Source organism: Alteromonas portus (assembly GCF_005117025.1).
GTDB lineage: Bacteria > Pseudomonadota > Gammaproteobacteria > Enterobacterales > Alteromonadaceae > Alteromonas > Alteromonas portus.
The window spans coordinates 948,521-967,135 of record NZ_SWCO01000001.1 but is presented as its reverse complement, the minus strand read 5'-3'; the positions used below and the strand labels follow the sequence as shown (position 1 = coordinate 967,135).

At 45.0% G+C, this 18,615-nt stretch carries 16 protein-coding genes and 6 tRNA genes; 9 read left to right on the top strand and 13 right to left on the bottom strand.

Features of this window, described 5'->3' with window-relative positions; translation table 11 throughout:
- Positions 1 to 16 precede the first annotated feature (16 nt).
- The 3 genes from E5672_RS04065 to gltX form a co-directional block, all read right to left on the bottom strand.
- Positions 17 to 92: transfer RNA gene (locus tag E5672_RS04065), tRNA-Glu, on the bottom strand.
- A gap of 93 nt (positions 93 to 185) precedes the next feature.
- Positions 186 to 261: transfer RNA gene (locus E5672_RS04060), tRNA-Ala, on the bottom strand.
- An 85-nt stretch (positions 262 to 346) separates the two neighbouring features.
- The gene (gene gltX, locus E5672_RS04055) at positions 347 to 1,756 is read right to left on the bottom strand and encodes a glutamate--tRNA ligase (protein WP_136781012.1); all 1,410 of its coding nucleotides are present in this window, start codon (positions 1,754 to 1,756) and stop codon (positions 347 to 349) included.
- Between the two features lie 806 nt (positions 1,757 to 2,562).
- Between gltX and E5672_RS04050 the strand changes: the two genes are divergently transcribed.
- The 5 genes from E5672_RS04050 to E5672_RS04030 all read left to right on the top strand — a co-directional run bounded on the left by E5672_RS04050 (position 2,563) and on the right by E5672_RS04030 (position 4,844).
- Positions 2,563 to 2,638: transfer RNA gene (locus tag E5672_RS04050), tRNA-Val, on the top strand.
- Positions 2,639 to 2,675: 37 nt separating this feature from the next.
- A tRNA-Val gene (locus E5672_RS04045) sits at positions 2,676 to 2,751 on the top strand.
- Positions 2,752 to 2,788: 37 nt separating this feature from the next.
- Positions 2,789 to 2,864 (top strand) — tRNA-Val (locus E5672_RS04040).
- 37 nt (positions 2,865 to 2,901) lie between these two features.
- Positions 2,902 to 2,977 (top strand) — tRNA-Val (locus tag E5672_RS04035).
- Between the two features lie 244 nt (positions 2,978 to 3,221).
- Entirely contained in the window at positions 3,222 to 4,844 is a 1,623-nt protein-coding gene (locus E5672_RS04030; RefSeq protein ID WP_136781011.1) for a response regulator, read from the top strand.
- A 38-nt stretch (positions 4,845 to 4,882) separates the two neighbouring features.
- On the opposite strand, the gene E5672_RS04025 is transcribed toward E5672_RS04030, so the two are convergent.
- Positions 4,883 to 5,410 (bottom strand): GNAT family N-acetyltransferase, encoded by a 528-nt coding sequence (locus E5672_RS04025; RefSeq protein ID WP_136781010.1) that lies wholly within the window; start codon positions 5,408 to 5,410, stop codon positions 4,883 to 4,885.
- Between the two features lie 127 nt (positions 5,411 to 5,537).
- A complete protein-coding gene (gene moaA, locus E5672_RS04020) occupies positions 5,538 to 6,506 on the bottom strand; it encodes a GTP 3',8-cyclase MoaA (protein ID WP_136781009.1) in 969 nt (322 codons plus the stop codon).
- Between the two features lie 323 nt (positions 6,507 to 6,829).
- Here moaA and E5672_RS04015 point away from each other — a divergent pair, with 323 nt between their 5' ends.
- From E5672_RS04015 to E5672_RS04005, 3 genes are all read left to right on the top strand, one after another.
- Positions 6,830 to 8,626: an ABCB family ABC transporter ATP-binding protein/permease gene (locus tag E5672_RS04015; RefSeq protein WP_136781008.1), complete on the top strand. Its 1,797-nt coding sequence runs from the start codon at positions 6,830 to 6,832 to the stop codon at positions 8,624 to 8,626.
- Between the two features lie 20 nt (positions 8,627 to 8,646).
- Complete coding sequence (locus tag E5672_RS04010) at positions 8,647 to 8,862, top strand: DUF3820 family protein (protein ID WP_136781007.1); 216 nt, start codon at positions 8,647 to 8,649, stop codon at positions 8,860 to 8,862.
- A 184-nt stretch (positions 8,863 to 9,046) separates the two neighbouring features.
- Positions 9,047 to 9,364, top strand: a complete 318-nt coding sequence (locus tag E5672_RS04005; RefSeq protein ID WP_136781006.1) for a hypothetical protein — start codon at positions 9,047 to 9,049, stop codon at positions 9,362 to 9,364.
- A 104-nt stretch (positions 9,365 to 9,468) separates the two neighbouring features.
- Here the strand turns inward: E5672_RS04005 and E5672_RS04000 are convergent, their stop codons facing one another.
- The 4 genes from E5672_RS04000 to E5672_RS03985 form a co-directional block, all read right to left on the bottom strand.
- Positions 9,469 to 10,812, bottom strand: a complete 1,344-nt coding sequence (locus tag E5672_RS04000) for a class II 3-deoxy-7-phosphoheptulonate synthase (RefSeq protein ID WP_136781005.1) — start codon at positions 10,810 to 10,812, stop codon at positions 9,469 to 9,471.
- Positions 10,813 to 10,991: 179 nt separating this feature from the next.
- Entirely contained in the window at positions 10,992 to 11,963 is a 972-nt protein-coding gene (locus E5672_RS03995; RefSeq protein WP_136781004.1) for an ABC transporter ATP-binding protein, read from the bottom strand.
- Positions 11,964 to 11,977: 14 nt separating this feature from the next.
- The gene (locus E5672_RS03990; RefSeq protein ID WP_136781003.1) at positions 11,978 to 12,955 is read right to left on the bottom strand and encodes a FecCD family ABC transporter permease; all 978 of its coding nucleotides are present in this window, start codon (positions 12,953 to 12,955) and stop codon (positions 11,978 to 11,980) included.
- 57 nt (positions 12,956 to 13,012) lie between these two features.
- A complete protein-coding gene (locus tag E5672_RS03985; protein ID WP_014948910.1) occupies positions 13,013 to 13,489 on the bottom strand; it encodes a low molecular weight protein-tyrosine-phosphatase in 477 nt (158 codons plus the stop codon).
- Positions 13,490 to 13,582: 93 nt separating this feature from the next.
- Here E5672_RS03985 and pepE point away from each other — a divergent pair, with 93 nt between their 5' ends.
- On the top strand, positions 13,583 to 14,305 hold the full coding sequence (pepE, locus tag E5672_RS03980) for a dipeptidase PepE (RefSeq protein WP_136781002.1): 723 nt from the start codon (positions 13,583 to 13,585) through the stop codon (positions 14,303 to 14,305).
- On the opposite strand, the gene bioD is transcribed toward pepE, so the two are convergent.
- Genes bioD through bioB form a run of 4 tightly spaced genes read right to left on the bottom strand, consistent with a single transcriptional unit; the run spans position 14,276 to position 18,547 of the window.
- Positions 14,276 to 15,046, bottom strand: a complete 771-nt coding sequence (gene bioD, locus E5672_RS03975) for a dethiobiotin synthase (protein WP_136781001.1) — start codon at positions 15,044 to 15,046, stop codon at positions 14,276 to 14,278. The genes pepE and bioD overlap by 30 nt on opposite strands.
- Positions 15,043 to 16,059 carry a methyltransferase domain-containing protein gene (locus E5672_RS03970; protein ID WP_136781000.1) on the bottom strand — a complete coding sequence of 339 codons (1,017 nt, stop codon included), beginning with the start codon at positions 16,057 to 16,059 and terminating at the stop codon, positions 15,043 to 15,045. Before E5672_RS03970 ends, bioD begins: the two co-directional genes overlap by 4 nt.
- 2 nt (positions 16,060 to 16,061) lie before the next feature.
- Positions 16,062 to 17,423, bottom strand: a complete 1,362-nt coding sequence (locus E5672_RS03965) for an aminotransferase class I/II-fold pyridoxal phosphate-dependent enzyme (protein WP_136780999.1) — start codon at positions 17,421 to 17,423, stop codon at positions 16,062 to 16,064.
- Positions 17,423 to 18,547 (bottom strand): biotin synthase BioB, encoded by a 1,125-nt coding sequence (bioB, locus tag E5672_RS03960; RefSeq protein WP_049585902.1) that lies wholly within the window; start codon positions 18,545 to 18,547, stop codon positions 17,423 to 17,425. Before bioB ends, E5672_RS03965 begins: the two co-directional genes overlap by 1 nt.
- Between the last annotated feature and the right edge of the window lie 68 nt (positions 18,548 to 18,615).

Sequence of the window (18,615 nt, the reverse complement as noted above, 5' to 3'; positions counted from 1 at the left end):
CTGTGACGCGATAAAATGGCGTCCCCTAGGGGATTCGAACCCCTGTTACCGCCGTGAAAGGGCGGTGTCCTAGGCCTCTAGACGAAGGGGACTGAATTCTTTCTTCGAAACTAAATTTTCGAATTTTTCAGTCCGAAGCTGCGTTAACAACTTCAGCCTATATCAAACCACATCTCAATGTGACTTGGTGGAGCCAGGCGGGATCGAACCGCCGACCTCCTGCATGCCATGCAGGCGCTCTCCCAGCTGAGCTATGGCCCCATCATGGTACCAGTCATTTTGTGTGACTGTTCCGTGACAGCGGGGCGCATTCTAGGCATCCCCCCCTGTCATGTCAACGCTTTTTTTATGAATTTTCTCTGTTTGCTATAAAAGTAAGCGCTTTGTCGATTCTCTCGCCAATTTTCTCTTTTGAGATAAGATTCAACGTGATATCTAATGACGGTGAATTACCACCACCTGTCACAGCTACACGCAGCGGCATACCTACTTTCCCCATGCCTACTTCCAATTCTTCGGCTGTACTGTTTATAGCAGCCTGAATATTTTCCGGGTTCCACTCTTCAATTGCCATTAATTTATCTTTAGCAAGCTCTAACGGGCCGCGAGCGACTGGGCGAAGGTGTTTTTTCGCTGCGTTCGCATCAAAATCTTCATAGTCTTGATAAAAGTACGTAGAAATCTCAGCTAGTTCTTTAAGCGTTTTTACTCTATCGGCCTGAATAGCGATAATAGATTCAAGCGCTGGGCCTGTCGTTAAATCAACATTCAACTCTTCAAAGTGCCATTTAGCGTGTGACGCAACTTCACTTGCTGGTAATGTCTTAATGTAGTGTTGATTCAACCAGATGAGCTTTTCTGTGTTAAATGCAGATGCAGATTGCCCAATGGCATCTAAACTGAATTTCTCAATCATTTCATCAATTGAGAAAATTTCTTGGTCACCGTGAGACCACCCCAACCTTACAAGGTAATTAAGCACAGCTTGCGGTAAGAAACCGTCATCGCGATATTGCATTACACTTACTGCACCGTGGCGCTTTGATAACTTCTTGCCGTCATCACCCAAAATCATAGAAACGTGAGCATACTCTGGAACAGGTGCGCCAAGCGCTTCAAGAATATTGATTTGACGTGGCGTGTTATTAATATGGTCTTCACCACGAACTACGTGAGTAATACCCATATCCCAATCATCAACAACTACACAGAAGTTATACGTAGGGGTACCGTCAGAGCGCTGAATAATAAGATCGTCTAGCTCAGTATTGCTAATCTCGATTTTTCCGCGAACGTGATCATTAATTACCACTTTGCCTTCTAGAGGGTTTTTGAAGCGGATAACAAAAGGCTGACCTTCTGGGTGATCCGTTCGGTCTCTCCACGTACCTGGGTAACGAGGCTTCTCACCACGTTCTTTTTGCGCTTCACGAATCGCATCCAACTCTTCAGAGCTCATAAAGCATTTATACGCTTTACCTTCATCCAAAAGCTGCTGGATAAGTTCTTTATATCTATCGAAACGCTCAGTCTGATAAATCGGACCCGTATCCCACGTTAAACCTAACCATTGCATTCCGTCTAGAATGGCCTGCTTAGCTTCTTCAGTTGAACGCTCGATATCTGTATCTTCAATGCGAAGAACAAACTCGCCGCCTTTGCTTTTAGCAAGAAGCCAAGAATAAAGCGCAGTTCGTGCGCCGCCGACGTGAAGGTAGCCTGTTGGGCTGGGTGCAAATCGTGTAACAACCGACATGGTCACTCTCTATTGTTAATGTATTTCTAAAGTTGGGCGCATTCTACCAGTGTAAGCGCTACTTCAAAAGTAGGATAAGAATAGAAGGAAAAAGAAAGTGGACAGACACATTTTGTTGAAACTCACTTTTTAGATATTTTTTTGCTGAAGTGGACACACACTCAGGCGGATTACATAACAGTCCCTCGTTCAAAGATTGCCGGAACGAGCTATTGCTGGAAAAGTAAGTGGGTGTCCAAAAAGAACCGGTGGTTTGAATAAGAAAGATTCTTCACGAACACTATCTGGCTGACATGAGCGCCAGTCCTTTCTTCTTCTCTATCCTTTGTTTTTTCATTGTGTTTTTTAATTGACAACCCACTTGGTAATAGAAGTATAAATATAAGAACCGCTTTTATTTGATTAGCTTTACTAGCGCTCAACTGGAAAAACTGAGCGGGTGTCCACTTTGCGCTTCCACCTAGCTTGCCACTTCTTCTTTAAAATGAATGAGTGTGTGTCCACTATGCACTTCCGCGTTCACTTATTTCGGTCGAGCTGAATAAGTGTCTGTCCACTAAAATATTAGGAAGAAGTAAGTGTCTGTCCAATTCCAACCGACTCGAAAAAAACACGTTGTAGTTTTTGGATATAAGAATTCAAAACGACATTAAAAAACGCTGTTCTTTTCATCAATTTAGTTAAGATGCAGTCAGAGTGTCTAAAATTCGGGCACACAGTCATTTTTCTTTAATTTTATTGTTGACACTAACGGAACCGACTCTATAATACCGCCCCACTTGCTTAGGCAAGCTTTAAAGAAATATGGACGCTTAGCTCAGTTGGGAGAGCATCGCCCTTACAAGGCGAGGGTCACTGGTTCAAGCCCAGTAGCGTCCACCACTTCTTCACAGTGGTTAAACAGTGAAATCAACAATGCGGACGCTTAGCTCAGTTGGGAGAGCATCGCCCTTACAAGGCGAGGGTCACTGGTTCAAGCCCAGTAGCGTCCACCACTTCCTCACAGTGGATAAACAGTGAAATCAATAATATGGACGCTTAGCTCAGTTGGGAGAGCATCGCCCTTACAAGGCGAGGGTCACTGGTTCAAGCCCAGTAGCGTCCACCACTTCCTCACAGTGGATAAACAGTGAAATCAACAATATGGACGCTTAGCTCAGTTGGGAGAGCATCGCCCTTACAAGGCGAGGGTCACTGGTTCAAGCCCAGTAGCGTCCACCACTCTTTCAAAAAATTAATTTCCAGAAAAACAATAAGCTAACGTTGCTTAGACTCTTATCGTGTAAGTTTAGTCCACTAGTCCCTCGATAAAACCTTCATTTTGTTCTTATAACCTGTACCAGTATTCAGCTACAAGCTGCCGCCATTATGCGATAGTCTTCAGAAAGGGCTATACTTAAGAAGTAAATACCGTGGTATGGTAAAGAAAAGGCGAAAACGTTAATGTCCTGAAGGCTAATATTTAATGAAACTACACTTAGCTAGAAATACTAAGTTGTTAATTGCTGAAGATCAGGTGCTGGCTAAAAGTCACATGCACTACGCGCTTGAGCAGTTAGGTTTCAAGAATATGGACTATGTCGATAGACCCTCTCATGCCCTTTCAGCTCTGCAAGAACACAATTATGATGCCGTTATTTGCTCTTATAATTTACGCTCTGAGCAAGGTGGTTATTTTTTACTTGAGCAACTAAACGATTCTCACTCGTTGCCCCTTACCAGCGCGTTTATCTTTACCAGCGCAGATACGTCAGCAGATGTCGTCCATGCCATTATCGAATTACAGCCCGACGAATTTATTGCCAAGCCCTTTTCGGTGAACGAATTAGACCGTCGACTTTCCAGAGTTTTAGCCAGAAAGAAAGCGCTTAAGAATATTTACGCGTTTATGGACAGACAGGACTACGAAAAAGCCCTGGCCGAAGTTGAGTTTTTTTTGTTACAGCCTGAGCATGCTGAGCACTTTCCGCTGGCAATGAAGATTAAAGGCGATTTATTTATCATCACCGAAAGGTATCAAGAAGCAGTAGCCTTCTTTGAATCGATAATTAACGTTCAAGATTTTAGCTGGGCAAAAATGGGGATCGCGAAAAGTTTGTTAGCCCTTAATGAGTTTGATGATGCAGAAAGGGAAATCATCCAATTAGCCATGAGACCCGACTCTGCGCTTGAAGCTTACGATTTACTCGCCAAATTGCAAATTAAGCAATCGGCTTTTGACGATGCGCTAGAGTGTACCTCGTTGGCATGTAGCATTTCTCCTCAGAACATCACTCGACATCAACTCGCTATAAATTTAGCACGTATCACACATGACTATGAGAGCCAGTTTAACAGTGCAAAAAAGGTGGTGCGCTACGCAAAGCATAGTATCCACGATAAACCTGATATTTATCTCACTGCAGCCCGCGCAGGTGTTGATTTTGCGATGACATCTGAGCCCGAGCACGTAAACAACATCGTTAAACAAACCAAAGAGTATTTACGACAGTTGAAAAAGGCTCACCCTAAAGCGGTGCTAAACGATGAACTGACCGTTATTGACGCTCGTCTTCACTATTTGAAAGACGATACAGCAAAAGCACAGATGCTGTTATCCGATTTTCACACCGACCATGCCCAACATCACTCAACAGAAGCACTGCTTGATAGAGCGAAAGCCCTTCACGAAGTGGGGATGAAGAAAGAGTCTGTTACAATTTTGGACGCCATATCATCCAGGCAGGATAAGGGGGGCGATGAATTGGACCTTATGACTACTTACTTAAAACAAGAGAAAGCAGAAAAAGAAGCGATTTCACTCAGCCCCAAAGTACTCAACAACACAGCTGTAGCTCAGTATAAACGAGGTAATTTAGAACAATCCTATACCACATTTTCTCAGGCTTTCCGCGTTATGCCTAAAAACCCCTCTATTGCGCTCAACTATCTTCAAGCTATTGTTAGAGCAAGAAAGGCGAACGCTCCTATGCTTCCCGATACCCTATCAGCCATCAAAAAGTGTAGAGAGACACTAGAGTCAGCAGCCTTGTCTGAAGAGCAATATTCTCGCTACGAGAACGTAAAAACCATTCTTAATAACGAGTGATAGCGCCAGTTATACCCCACGTAGCTTTGCTTGCTTGATTAGTTAGAATAAACCACAACGGTTTCGTGATAGAGTTTGTCTTTATATTCAAGCTCATGACTAAACGTCATGCCCAGCTTTTTCATAATATTGATAGACGCGCTGTTTTGCGGATTGGCAATAGCAGAAAACTTATCAACACCGATATCGTACAAAGCTTCTTTCACGGCTTGTGCGGCTTCTGTTGCATAGCCTTGGCCCCACGTATGGCGCTTAAAACGCCACCCTAGTTCCATATTGTCACTTTCGGGGTGTTGAGTAAAAAAACCAAAGGGACGAACTAAAATCCAACCAATGCTTTCTTTTTCAGCTAACGTTTCTACGCGCCAGAGCCCCCACCCTAGAGCTGGGTTAGAGTAGGCTTGAAAACGAGGAACAAAGATTTCCCGAATATCTTCTTTTGAAGATTTCTTGCCACCGTTAATAAACTTCATAACAAGCTCGTCTTGGTCGAGCTCCCATAAAAAGTCGGCGTCTTGTTCGGTGATATAGTGGTAGGAAAGACGCGCACTGTCCTTGATATGCATATACTTCCTTTATCATTATTATTTTTAATATACTTACACCGCTGAATATAGCTCATTTTTACAACAAACCAAACTTATTCGATGTATTTATTTTACCCTACATTTTCCTTTACGCAGAGCCAATTAACTAGCCTCCCAGCATGGCAAGGTGCTTGGTTGCCCCTGTTTTACCCTCATGTAAATAGTGCGTTTCGTGTTTTTGACCCAGCACCTCTTGTAAAAAAGCGACCACTTCATCCACATTTCCGGTAGCGAGAAGATGTCTCATGTCTATCCCGTTTTCGCTAAACAAGCATAGGTGCAGCCTTCCTGGGGCAGAAACACGAAGTCGATTACAGGTTTTACAAAAATCTTTGCTGTAAGGCATGATTAAGCCTATTTTGCCAGCGTAGTCGGGGTGGTAAAACTCTTGCGCTGGTCCGGCATCTTTTCTGCGCAACAGTGGCTGCCAGCCCATGTCTAACAGCGAACTTTTTAGGGGTGTACCGCTTTGATGCTGCTTATTAAAAAACTGATTTAAGTCGCCAGTTTCCATTAGCTCTATAAATCGGAGCGTTACCGGCATATCTTTTAGCCAAGCAAGGAATCTATGTAAACGGCTATCGGAGAAATCATTAAGTAAAACAGAGTTTACTTTTACGTCTAAGCCGGCATTAATTGCTGCGTCTAGTCCTCGTAGCACAGCCTTAAGCTTGTCTTGCCCTGTTATAGCAGCAAATTGACGAGGATCTAAGCTATCGATGCTTACATTAACTTGGTCTAGTCCTGCCTCTTTCCACTGGTGCGCAAATTTTTCCATTCGCGCTCCATGTGTCGTCATCGCTACACGCTCAATACCGGGCGTGTTACTGGTTAGCTGTAAAATTTCAAGAAAGTCTCGTCGCAGCGTTGGTTCGCCGCCTGTTAGGCGCACTTTCGACGTACCTAGCTTAGCGAACGCTTTCAGCAAGGTATCAATTTCGCTTAACGTCATAAACTGATCGCTCGTCGGGCCTTCATATCCGTCAGGCAAACAGTATTGACAGCGAAAGTTACACGCTTCGGTCACTGACAAACGCAAATAGTGAAACTGTCTACCGAAACTATCTTCTAACAAACTAACTCCTTAATTCTGTGCTGCTTTGTAACTCGATGCACGGCCTTCTCAGACTAACAAAAACCAGTGAATCATTCAGTAAATAACAAGGTAACTAAATTAAACTACCCCTAGTGTACGCGCGGTGAAACTAAAATTAAACACATTCGTCGCTATAAATAAGACCATTTTAATCTCTAACCTATTTCAAAACGTATTTTAAAAGGTGAGAATGAGCATTGGTAAGCCAACTTGCTTATTTCCTACTAAAGGGTTTTCGCCAAACTTTTTCCGAACCTTCGCGCTCTTGGTACTATAAATCAAACAATAAAGCACACAGTAAAATGAGAAAAAACCGTTTTCCTACCAATGTCGATGAACCTGTTAAATGGCACGTTCTTTCACAGCTTTGGCCTTATCTTCTAGAATTCAAACATCGTGTATTTCTCGCTTTACTGTGCCTGGTAGCAGCAAAGCTTGCCAGTATCGGTCTACCTTATGTATTAAAATACACCGTCGATAGTTTAAATGGCGATGTAACCACGCTTGCGTTAGCGGTTCCCATTAGCCTGATCGTCGCCTATGGAACACTGCGCTTACTGAATGTTTTACTTGGCGAAGTGCGCGATACGCTTTTTGGTCGGGTTACAGAACGAGCTATGCGCCGCCTTGGGCTAAAAGTCTTCAAACATTTGCACAACTTAGACTTAGGTTTTCATTTAAATCGACGTACAGGTGGATTGTCACGCGATATAGAGCGCGGGACCAACGGCGTTAGTTTTCTAATGCGGTTTATGGTGTTCAATATTGTCCCTACCCTACTAGAAATTGCCCTTGTTGTAGGCTTACTCCTATTTCAGTTCGGCGTATCTTTCGCGTTAATTATTGTGCTTAGCGTAGTGGGCTATATTGGCTTTTCGATGAAAGCAACAGATTGGCGTACCCGCTTTGTTACTCAGATGAATGAAGCAGACTCGACCACCAACTCTAGGGCGGTAGACAGCCTGCTAAATTTTGAAACAGTAAAATACTTTAACAACGAATCCTTTGAAGCCAATCGCTACGATAAAGATTTAGCCACATGGGAAAAAGCCCGAAGAAAAAACCGCTTGTCGCTATTTGCGCTAAATGGTGGCCAAGCGGCCATCATTGCCATCGCCATGACATCAATGATGGCAAATGCTGCTTTCGGTGTTATTAATGGCGAGATGACCATAGGCGATTTTGTATTGATAAACGCCTTCACCATGCAGATTTTTATGCCTTTAAATTTTTTGGGGTTTGTATACCGTGAAATTCGTGGCAGCCTTGCTAATATCGACAAGCTTTTTGATCTCCTCTCGCAAACTCCAGCCATTAAAGACGCCGAAGACGCTACAGAGTTAACCTGCGCTAACCCAACGCTACGCTTCAATAATGTGCACTTCGCTTATAACAAAAATAGGCAAATTTTAAACGGATTGAGCTTCGACGTACCGCCAGGCTCCAAGGTAGCCGTGGTAGGTGAGAGCGGCGCAGGTAAGTCGACGTTAATGAAGCTGCTCTTTCGGTTTTATGAGCCTCAACAGGGCAACATCACCGTTGATGGAAAAGATATCGCATCGCTTACCCAGCAAAGCCTGCGCTCACACATCGGTATTGTGCCTCAGGATACGGTGCTGTTTAACACTACCTTGCTAGAGAATATTCGCTACGGTAACCCTGATGCCAGCGATGAAGATATTAGACATGTCATTAAACTCGCGCATCTTGAAGCATTTGTTGAAAGTCTGCCTGAAAAGCTGGACACAACGGTGGGAGAGCGGGGGCTAAAGCTGTCTGGTGGCGAAAAACAGCGTGTTTCTATCGCAAGGGCCTTACTTAAGGGCGCGCCCATCATGATTTTTGATGAAGCCACTAGCTCGTTAGACAGTTCGTCAGAACGTGCGATTTTAGCGGCTCTTCGCGACGCGGCTAAGGGACATACCAGTTTAGTTATTGCACATAGACTGTCCACAATTGTTGATGCCGACAAGATCCTTGTTCTCAAAAGCGGTACTATAGTAGAAGAAGGGACACACACTTACTTGCTAGAGCAAGGCGGTGAGTACGCAACGCTATGGCAAGCGCAACAACGTGAAGATGAAGCTTCCCCCCTATAAATGTAAGAGGCAGTCTATATATGGACCCAACACTTATAAAAGCCGCTATTAACCAAGTGATGCCTTTTGGCAAGTACGCCGGCAGACGCCTATTTCATTTACCCGAACCCTATTTAGTCTGGTTTCACAAACAAGGCTTTCCAGAAAACAAGCTGGGTGAACAGCTTGCTTTAATGTATGAAATAAAACTAAATGGCTTGGAGTCTGTTGTAGAGCCCCTACTTAACGAAGATTGATTGTGTTGATTCAACTTTCACGAACAAACCCGTGATTTCGTTGGTTACACATTCATATACTACTCCCATCTAATAGTATTTGTGAGAAGTGTGAAATGGCTACTATAAAACGAAGGTTCGCCGACGCTCTTTTCCTATACAACTACGCACACCTTATTTGAATAGTTAAAACACACGAAGATTTATGTTTGCAAGACCCAGAAAACAACGTCGAAGTGACGTAAATGAACGCATTAAAAAAATCCACAGCGCCATAGCTGACAAATTACTATCTCACCCCGAGCTTTTTGAACAAGCCGAAAACACCCTAGAAAGCCGCTATCAAAACAAAATGATGCGTTATGGCAGCTACCTACTTTGGAAAGGAATAATTGAGGCTCGTGATCAGCCCGATGTATTTAAAGCGTTATTATTAGCTGACGATGAGCGCACCGCCAATTTGAGAAGGGAAACTATTTTCACCGGGATATTGAGTGAGGATGAGAGAGAAAAGCTGCTATAAAAAAACGGGCAGTGATTATGTCGCTGCCCGTTTTTTTATATTAACGCGATTTACGTAAGGCTGTACGCATTACGCATTACGCATTACGCATTACGCATTACGCATTACGCATTACGCAAATGATCAGCCACCAAGAATGCCATTTCAAGCACTTGGTCTGCATTCAAGCGCGGATCGCACTGGGTCTTGTAAGCCTGGGCTAAATCATCATCGCTAATTTGATAAGCACCGCCCGTACACTCAGTTACGTGCTGGCCAGTCATTTCAAGGTGAATACCACCAGCGTGAGTACCTTCTGCTTCGTGAGCTTGGAAGAACTGCTTAATTTCTTTCAAAATTGCATCGAAATTACGGGTTTTATAACCGCTAGATGCCGAGAATGTGTTGCCGTGCATCGGGTCAGAGCTCCACACTACATGTCTGCCTTCAGCTTTCACTTTACGCAATAAGCGTGGCAAGTTGTCAGCTAAATTATCGGCGCCCATACGCGTAATAAGCGTCAAGCGACCCGGGTCGTTTAGCGGGTTAAGTGCATCAATTAAACGAACAAGCTCGTCTTCCTGCATGCTTGGACCCACTTTCACACCAATTGGGTTATGAATGCCTCGGAAAAACTCAACGTGCGCATGGTCTAGTTGACGGGTACGCTCGCCAATCCACACCATGTGAGCCGAACAATCGTAAGGCTTACCGGTAAGGGTATCGATGCGTGTTAGCGCCTGCTCATAGTTCAATAGCAATGCTTCGTGCGATGTAAACAACGAGGTTTCATGCAGGGTAGAACTGGTTTGCGCGTTAATGCCAATAACATCCATAAACTCAAGGGTGTCTTGAATACGGTTGGCCATATCCGAATAACGCTCTTTAAGCGGGCTGTTTTCAACAAACGCCATATTCCAGCGGTTAACTTCATGAAGGTCGGCCAAACCGCCTTGCGCAAATGCGCGAAGAAGGTTCAACGTTGATGCACTGCGATGGTACGCTTCTAACAAGCGATCAGGGTCTGGTCGACGGGCCGCTTCAGTAAATTCAAAGTTATTGATGATATCGCCACGATAGCTTGGCAAAGTCACGCCATCGCGGGTTTCAAAATCTGATGAACGTGGCTTGGCGTACTGGCCTGCCATACGAGCAACCTTAGTTACCGGGCAACGACCAGCAAAGGTAAGCACAATGGCCATTTGAAGAATAACTTTAAAAGTATCGCGAATTTTAGGTGCGTTAAATTCATCAAACGACTCGGCGCAGTCACCACCCTGTAAAAGAAACCCCTTACCCAAGCTGACTTCGCCTAGTTGGCGTCTAAGCTCGCGGGCTTCAGCAGCAAATACAAGTGGAGGGTAAGAACTCAGTGTTTGCTCTACTTCTTTTAAACGTACTTTGTCATCGTACTCTGGTTGCTGAAGAATAGGTTTATTTCTCCAACTGTCTACTTGCCAATTACTCAACGGTGTTCTCCTGAATAAAAAACGTAGGGCAAACGTTTTACTGAAAATATCTATTTTGAAGCTTTACGCTTCGAATAAAAAGACTGTAGCGCGCTTTACGATGTGTCCGTAACGCTTTTTTCTAATCAGCCTAATGTGAAAATATGAATCTAAAAAATGCTGGGGGCACTTTACCACATTTATTCTAAGGAAATAGGTGCGCAAACTTGAATTTCTAGAAAGTTATCGTGCTTGCTTATAGCAAAATGGCATTCAAACACTTTCTCAAGGTTTGCCTGAGTTGCTACATCTCTCGGCTCACCCATTGCGACCATACGACCTTTTTGCAATAACCATAGACTATCGCAGTAGTTAGCGCTAAGTGCGATGTCATGAGAGGTCATAAGAATGGTATTCCCTTTTTCGCAAAGGAATTTTACCAAACTAGCCAGTGCATACTGATGTCTTATATCAAGTCCTTGCAACGGCTCATCTAATAGGGCTATACCCTCTCCGCGCTCTAATTGTGGCCAAATTTGTAAAAGCGAACGACAAATTTCTACTCGCTGACGTTCGCCGCCAGAAAGCTGAGTGAGAATTTTGTTCAAGAAACCCGACACCTCAAGGGCTTTTTCCAAAACCGCAGGAATAAGCACATCTCGCTCGGCTGCTGCATAAAAGCTTAAGTATTCTTTTACCGACAAGTGAAAACTACTTTCGCTTTGTTGCGCTAATAAGGTGCGCACGCTCGCAAGTGTTGCCAACGACCAATTGCTCATTGGTTTACCTAGCAGCATGACGGTGCCTTCATCAGTTTCAATAAGGCCCGCAAGGGTAAGCAATAGCGTGGATTTCCCTGCACCATTTGGCCCTATGATGTGAATGCACTCGCCTTTTTTTGCATGTAAATCTTCCACCCAAAGTCGCGATGCCACTTTTACATGCTGCAAGCTTAAAACGGTATGGCTATCTGCTAAGCTATTGCTATCTGCTGGGCCATTGCTATCCGCTTCGCTTGGGCCATCAGCTGCGCTCAGGCTTTCTGCTACACCATTTTTACTGCTGATGTTTTGCTTTGGGTTCACACCAAGAGCGGCATGGTCACTTGTATTTATTTTTACATCGCTGGTCGAAACCGGGCGTTGGTGGGTAGTACTATTTTTTGTCGTCATTTTATTACCCTCCACTACCCTTTTATTTGACCTTTTGCTAATGCCCAAATTAATAATGGACCGCCTAACGTAGCCGTTACCATAGACACCGGAAGCGTAATGACACGGGTCACTTCAGAGCTTAACGCAACCAGCATTAATAGACTTGCACCACTTAGCGCACTTAGCGGCAACAAATAGCGATTATTATGCCCTATGATCAAACGTAAGATATGCGGTACTAATAAACCCACAAAAGCAATTGAACCAGCCATAGACACCGCAGCGCCTACAGCAATTGCACAAACAATGAGTGAGCGTTCAGTGAGTTTATCCACATCCACACCGCTACTCTTCGCTGCAAGTTCGCCAGCATAAAGCTTGTTTAAATCGCCAGCGAAATAAAGCTGTAATGCGACAGCAACAGCGATTAACGGGCCGCCTACTGACAAAATTAACCAGTTAGTTTGGTACAAGCTACCCATTAACCAGAAAGTAAGATTGCGAAGGGCATTAGCGTCGCTGAACATGTAAAGCCAAGCGATAATAGCGCCGCTAAGGGTAGAGATGGCAATACCAGCAAGGATAACAGCCGTAGAGGAGCCCAGCAGTTTTCTGGCTAGGCGATAAATGATAAATGTAGATAACAACGCACCGATAAAACAACCCAAAGGCAGCAAATAGTGTAGGTATGCTGTAGCCCATTGTGGGGTTAGCAGCAGCAAAAGCGCAGCAACCAAGCTTGCGCCACTCGTAATGCCAATGATTCCCGGGTCTGCCAAGGGATTTCGCAGCACTACTTGCAAGGTAGCGCCACTTGTAGACAGTGCCGCCCCTACTAAAAACGCAGTAAGAAGAAGCGGAATTTGAAGCTGAACAATAATATGCTGTTTTAGTTCAGCCGCCGTATCGGACAGCCCTGTCACGCCAACAATACCTACCACACCTATAACGAGTGACAAAAGTACTGTAATTACAACCAAAGTGACGGCGGTGCGTTTAGTTCCTGTCATTGTCAATATGGATTCTCAACGTGGGCTCTCGAGATGATTTATGAATATGACTTGCGTTTATTGTTGTTGGGTTTGCTTAATATGCGCAATCAAACCGTCCGACGCTTCTTCAATAAGATCTAACACCAGCTCAAAGCCGCGCTTGCCGCCATAATATGGATCAGGTACTTCTTTATCGTCTGCATTTGCAAAATCAAGAAACAGCTTAATTTTATCGTGGTACTGGCTAGGCGACATACCGTGCAAATTAGCAAGGTTGCTGTTGTCCATGGCAAGAATGAAATCAAATCGTTCAAAGTCGCTTTCATCCACGCGTCGGCATTTTAGCCCTTTGAAACTGTAACCTCGCTCTACGCCTGCGGCTTGCGAACGCTTGTCGGGCGGGTTGCCAATGTGATAGCCGTGGGTTCCTGCTGAATCGATTTCTATATTTAATCCGGCTTGTGCAGCCTTGTGTTTGAACACGGCTTCTGCGGTTGGAGAGCGACAAATGTTACCCAAACACACGAACAATACCGATGTAGATTGTTTCATTCAAAATCCTATTTCAACGCAGTGACGGAGCGCGACTAAACTTTATGCCTAGTTTCGCGTATGATACGCCGTCAGAAAAATTGTGGAGTTAGTATGACCGCACATGTACTTATGCTGAGTAGCTCACGCCAAGGCGACGAAGCTTACTTAGAGCACGCTAGGGCGCTTATTTTTGCACACTTAGGCGAAATTCGCGACCTTCTATTTATCCCTTACGCCGCCGTCACTCAAACGTACGATAGCTATGTAGATGCCGTTGCAACCGCCCTGCCAGAGTGCAAGGTTACGGGCCTACATACCGTTGAAGATCCAGTAGCCGCAGTCAATAACGCAAAGAAAAATGGCCAAGCTATTGTTGTAGGCGGTGGAAACACCTTTCACCTACTTTCAACCCTTTATGCAAACGCGCTTATTGTGCCAATAAAGCACGCCATCGCCGATTGTACGCCTTATATTGGCTGGAGCGCGGGTTCGAATATTTGTGGTCAATCAATTAGAACCACTAACGACATGCCCATTATCGAGCCGCCGAGTTTTGATGCACTAGATATCGTGCCGTTTCAGTTGAATCCGCACTACACCGATTATCAGCCGCCGGGTCACAATGGTGAAACCCGTGATCAACGTTTGGCAGAGTTCACCACGCTAAACCCAACCACACCAGTAGTTGCTATTCGCGAGGGCACAGCGCTGCGCCTTACTAATAACCAACTTACCCTAGTGGGTGAAAAAGACGGCTTTATTTTTCTAGGTGAAGAAAAAACGCCAATTAATTCAGGTGATGATTTAACTTATTTGCTTGATAGCGGCGAATAGCATTTCATCGTTAGGCGCTACCTGGTAGGGAATTTCTGCCAGTAGCGGCTCGGGTAACATGGCTTTAAGAGAATGCAGATTCTCTTGGTATCGCGCCATGTTACCCGTGATGTCGTTCGCAACCCATCCTTTAATGGTAAGTCCATCGGCGCGAATTGCTTCTGCAGTTAATAACGCATGATTTAAGCAACCCAAACGCATGCCTACAACTAAAATCACATCCATTTTGAGTGTTTTCACGACATCAGAAAGATAGTAAGCGGGCGTATACTCATCACCTACCGTTAGCGGTAAACGCCACCCACCTGCACCTTCCATTAACAGAAGATCTGGTTGATAGGCTTGCAGTTCGTCAAGCCCTTTTGCAATCTCGTCAAACGTTAACGCAACACCTTCTTCAAGGGCAGCAATATGTGGTGCAATAGCCGGCTTTAGTGCAATTGGGTTTATTTGATGCAAAGGAAGTGTCTGTCCACTTTCTTCGTTGTTTTCATTTACGCTTTTTAGCTCGTTATTGTCTGTAATTTTAATGGCTATATTTGCGCGTATTTTGGAGCACGCTTTCTGAATATTTAGCGCATCTTCGTTAACCCACTCGCCGTTTATCTGTTCGCATCCGGCTGCAATAGGCTTGTAGCCGATGGCGCTTAACGAGGATTTTTGCGCAGCTTGTAGTAGTTGGCAGGTAACATAGGTTTTACCTACTTCGGTGTCGGTACCGGTAATGAAATACTGCTTCATCGTTTTTCCAATCTAAAATGACTCACGCGGTAGGTAAGCGGTAACTTACTTTCTACACCGCTCATATTGCTGTAAGCCATGGCTAATTTTTTAATATCTCGACGGGTGAGCGGCGGTTGTTTTCGGCCGGTCTCACCTGCCCCCACCCCTTTCACAGAGCGCAGTAGCGACATAATATCGCAGTGAGTATCGACATAGTCCTTAGTAATCACCCGTTGCAAAGAAAGGCCCGACTGCTTAAAGCCATTTACCCATTGTGCGGTTGTCGGCATATAAGTTTCGGCTTGCGGAAGCTGCGCTACTTTGCGCGCCGTTTTAAGCTCACTAAATGAACCCGCCACCATAATCGCCAGCTCGGCAATACCACTATTTTCAAGCACTCGCGCTATCTCATTAGCAACAAGCCCAGTATCGCTAACCCACTGAAGCGCCATAGATGAAAATACGGTTGAAAATTGGCTATCACAGAAAGGCAAATCAACAGCACTACCTTCTACGAAAATGGGGTCAGAGTACATTTTTCCGGCCTGCGCCAACATGCCCTCGGCAATGTCTACGCCAGTTGCAGCTGCACCTTTATTTGCAAGGGTTTGGGTATGAATGCCAGTACCACAGCCGATATCAAGAGCCGTACCCTGTAGGTCTATCGGTAAGTTCGCTAATGCCTGCTTAGCAATAATGCGCTGAACACCCGCAATACTGTTGTACTGCACAGCCGCTTTTGAAAAACGATGTGCCACGTCCTGCTCATTAATTGCTGAAGCAGTATCATCGCGTTCAGCTTTTGCAGAGCCTTCAACTGAAATATAGCCCTCAGCTTTAACATCGCCTTCAGCTGTAACATAGCTCTCAGTCTTAGCGTTGGTCGCCCTCTCAGGTTCAAAAGATGTCTCGGACGAAAAAGCCCCGTTTGCCTTAAAAGCACGCTGAGCTAAATCATGTGACAACTTATCTTCGAACGTACTTACCTGCTCTGGCGTTGGGAAAGCTTTTACAGCGGGACTTAGTGACATGGTTACATCTCTTGTTTACTTACAGAGTCAGAAGCACAGATAGCGCTTTCTGGTCCTCTTTTTTCTGAAGTCTCACTTAGCACCAAGTTATTAAGTGAAAGCTCTAGGGCATCAAGCAATACGTCAATGTCTTGTGATGAATGATTTGATGTAAGCGTTATGCGCAGCCTGTCTTGGTTTTTCGGTACAGTAGGCTGCCTGATAGCCGTTGCCCAGATACCGCGCTGCTTTAGCCCCTCACTTAGTGCAACTGCACGTTCTGGGCTACCAACAATAATGGGCTGAATTGCGCTTTGCGATTGCCCCAAAGTGATTTCAATTGGTGCTTTGTCTTTCTCGCTTGTATTAAGTGTCTGTCCAAAACGTTTTTGAAACGAGTCTCTGAAATAGGCAATATTGGTTTGTAGCGTTTCGCGGCGGGCAGTATCACTGGCGATATGAGTGAGGGAGTACAAAGTAGCCACCGCTTGTGCTGGTGGCATGGCAGTGGAATACACGTAGTGTTTAGAAAAATTCACCAGATAATCAATTAGGGTTTGGCTTCCCGCAATAAAGGCGCCGGCTGTGCCCACTGCTTTGCCAAATGTTCCCATAACAATAGGCGCTTGTTGCTGGCTTAAGTTTAGTGCTTCTGCTGTGCCAAAACCGTTTTCACCCAATACACCCATTCCGTGTGCATCGTCTAACATGAACCATGCATTATATTTAGCGGCCAGTTCAGCGATACCTTCGCAAGGCGCTACGTCACCGTCCATACTAAACACACCTTCACTGGCAATCAGAATGTCTTGCTGGTTTGCATCAGAATTACCAACCGCATCGGATAGCTGGCTGTGACAAACCTTTGATAGCATGCTCTCTAAATGACTTAGATCGTTATGCTTAAAACGGCGAAGCTTGGCGCTATCAAATACACACTGTGCCCCCTCTAAAAACGAAGCGTGCATGAGCTTATCAGCAATAATGTGCCCTGCTCTCGCGCTTTTATTGGGGTGAGACATGTGAGGAAAAAGTGCCATGCACAGTGCCTGATTGGCGGCAAAACCAGAGTTAAACAACAGCGCAGCTTCTCGGTTTAAACCATCGGCAATGTAGGCTTCTAGCGCCAAATGAGCCTGTGTGTGCCCAGTTACCAAAGGCGATGCTCCACTGCCACCACCAAATTGCGCTAGCCCCTCAACCCAACTTTGCAATACACCCTCATGTTGGCGCATGCCTAAGTAGTCATTGCTTGAAAAGTTAAGATAGTGCTCACCGTTAATACAAATAATGCTGTCTTTTTCGTATTGTTGGCAGTGGCGCTGGCGCAGCAAACCTTGCTCGGCACGCGCGCTCAGCGAATCGTCTAACCAGTGAAAGGCCATTACGCCTCCGTTAAATGCTGTTTCTTTGGCGCTACCTTAGGCTTGGTTGCATCAATAAACAAGTCGTTACTGTCGTCGCCTTGTTCTTGTTGCTGGGCAATTTCTTCTTCTAACACTTGTTGATGTGCTTCGTCTGAGTAATCCCTTGTGCGTTCGGTGTTAATACCAAGCTTTTTGAACAACATTACGTCTTCATGGGTATCTGGATTTGACGTGGTTAACAGCTTGCAGCCATAGAAAATGGAATTCGCGCCTGCCATAAAACAAAGGGCCTGCATTTGTTCGTTCATGGCTTCGCGACCTGCCGACAAGCGCACATGTGACTTAGGCATCATAATACGAGCAACGGCAATAGTGCGGATAAACTCAAAATAGTCCAGGTCTTCTACACTATCGAGTGGAGTACCTTTTACTTTAACCAACATGTTAATAGGCACACTTTGAGGCTGCTCAGGAAGGTTAGCTAATTGCACCAACATACTAGCCCGATCGCTCACCGTTTCTCCCATGCCAACGATTCCCCCAGAGCAAACGTTCATGCCTGCAGCACGCACGTTCTCTAACGTATTCAATCGGTCTTGGTAAGTACGGGTCGTGATAATATCGCCGTAGTATTCCGGTGAGGTATCTAGGTTGTGATTATAATAATCGAGGCCCGCTTGCTTTAAGGCCACAGCTTGATCGCGGGTTAACATCCCCAGCGTCATGCAGGTTTCTAAGCCTAAGCTTTTCACCTCTTCAACCATTTTCAAAATGTAAGGCATGTCTCTGTCGCGCGGGTTTCGCCAAGCGGCACCCATACAAAAACGGGTAGAACCCACTTGCTTTGCCTCTTTCGCACGCTGGATAACCTTTTCAATTTCTAGCAGGCGCTCTTTCTCAAGGCCCGTATCATAGCGGGCACTTTGTGGGCAGTACTTACAGTCTTCAGGGCATGCACCGGTTTTAATCGACAAAAGCGTGCTAACCTGCACTTCATTCGGATTAAAATGCTGTCTATGCACTACTTGGGCATTAAACAGTAAATCGTTAAATGGCATGGCAAACAAAGCTTCGACTTCGGCTTTGGTCCAATCGTTTCGAATAGTTGTCGTTTGCGCAGAAGGCGCACTAGCCAGCGTCATTGACTGTCCTTTACTAATTATTATTGCTGGCTTAGTCTATGCCCCAATATCGAGTTGTCAACTCTGAC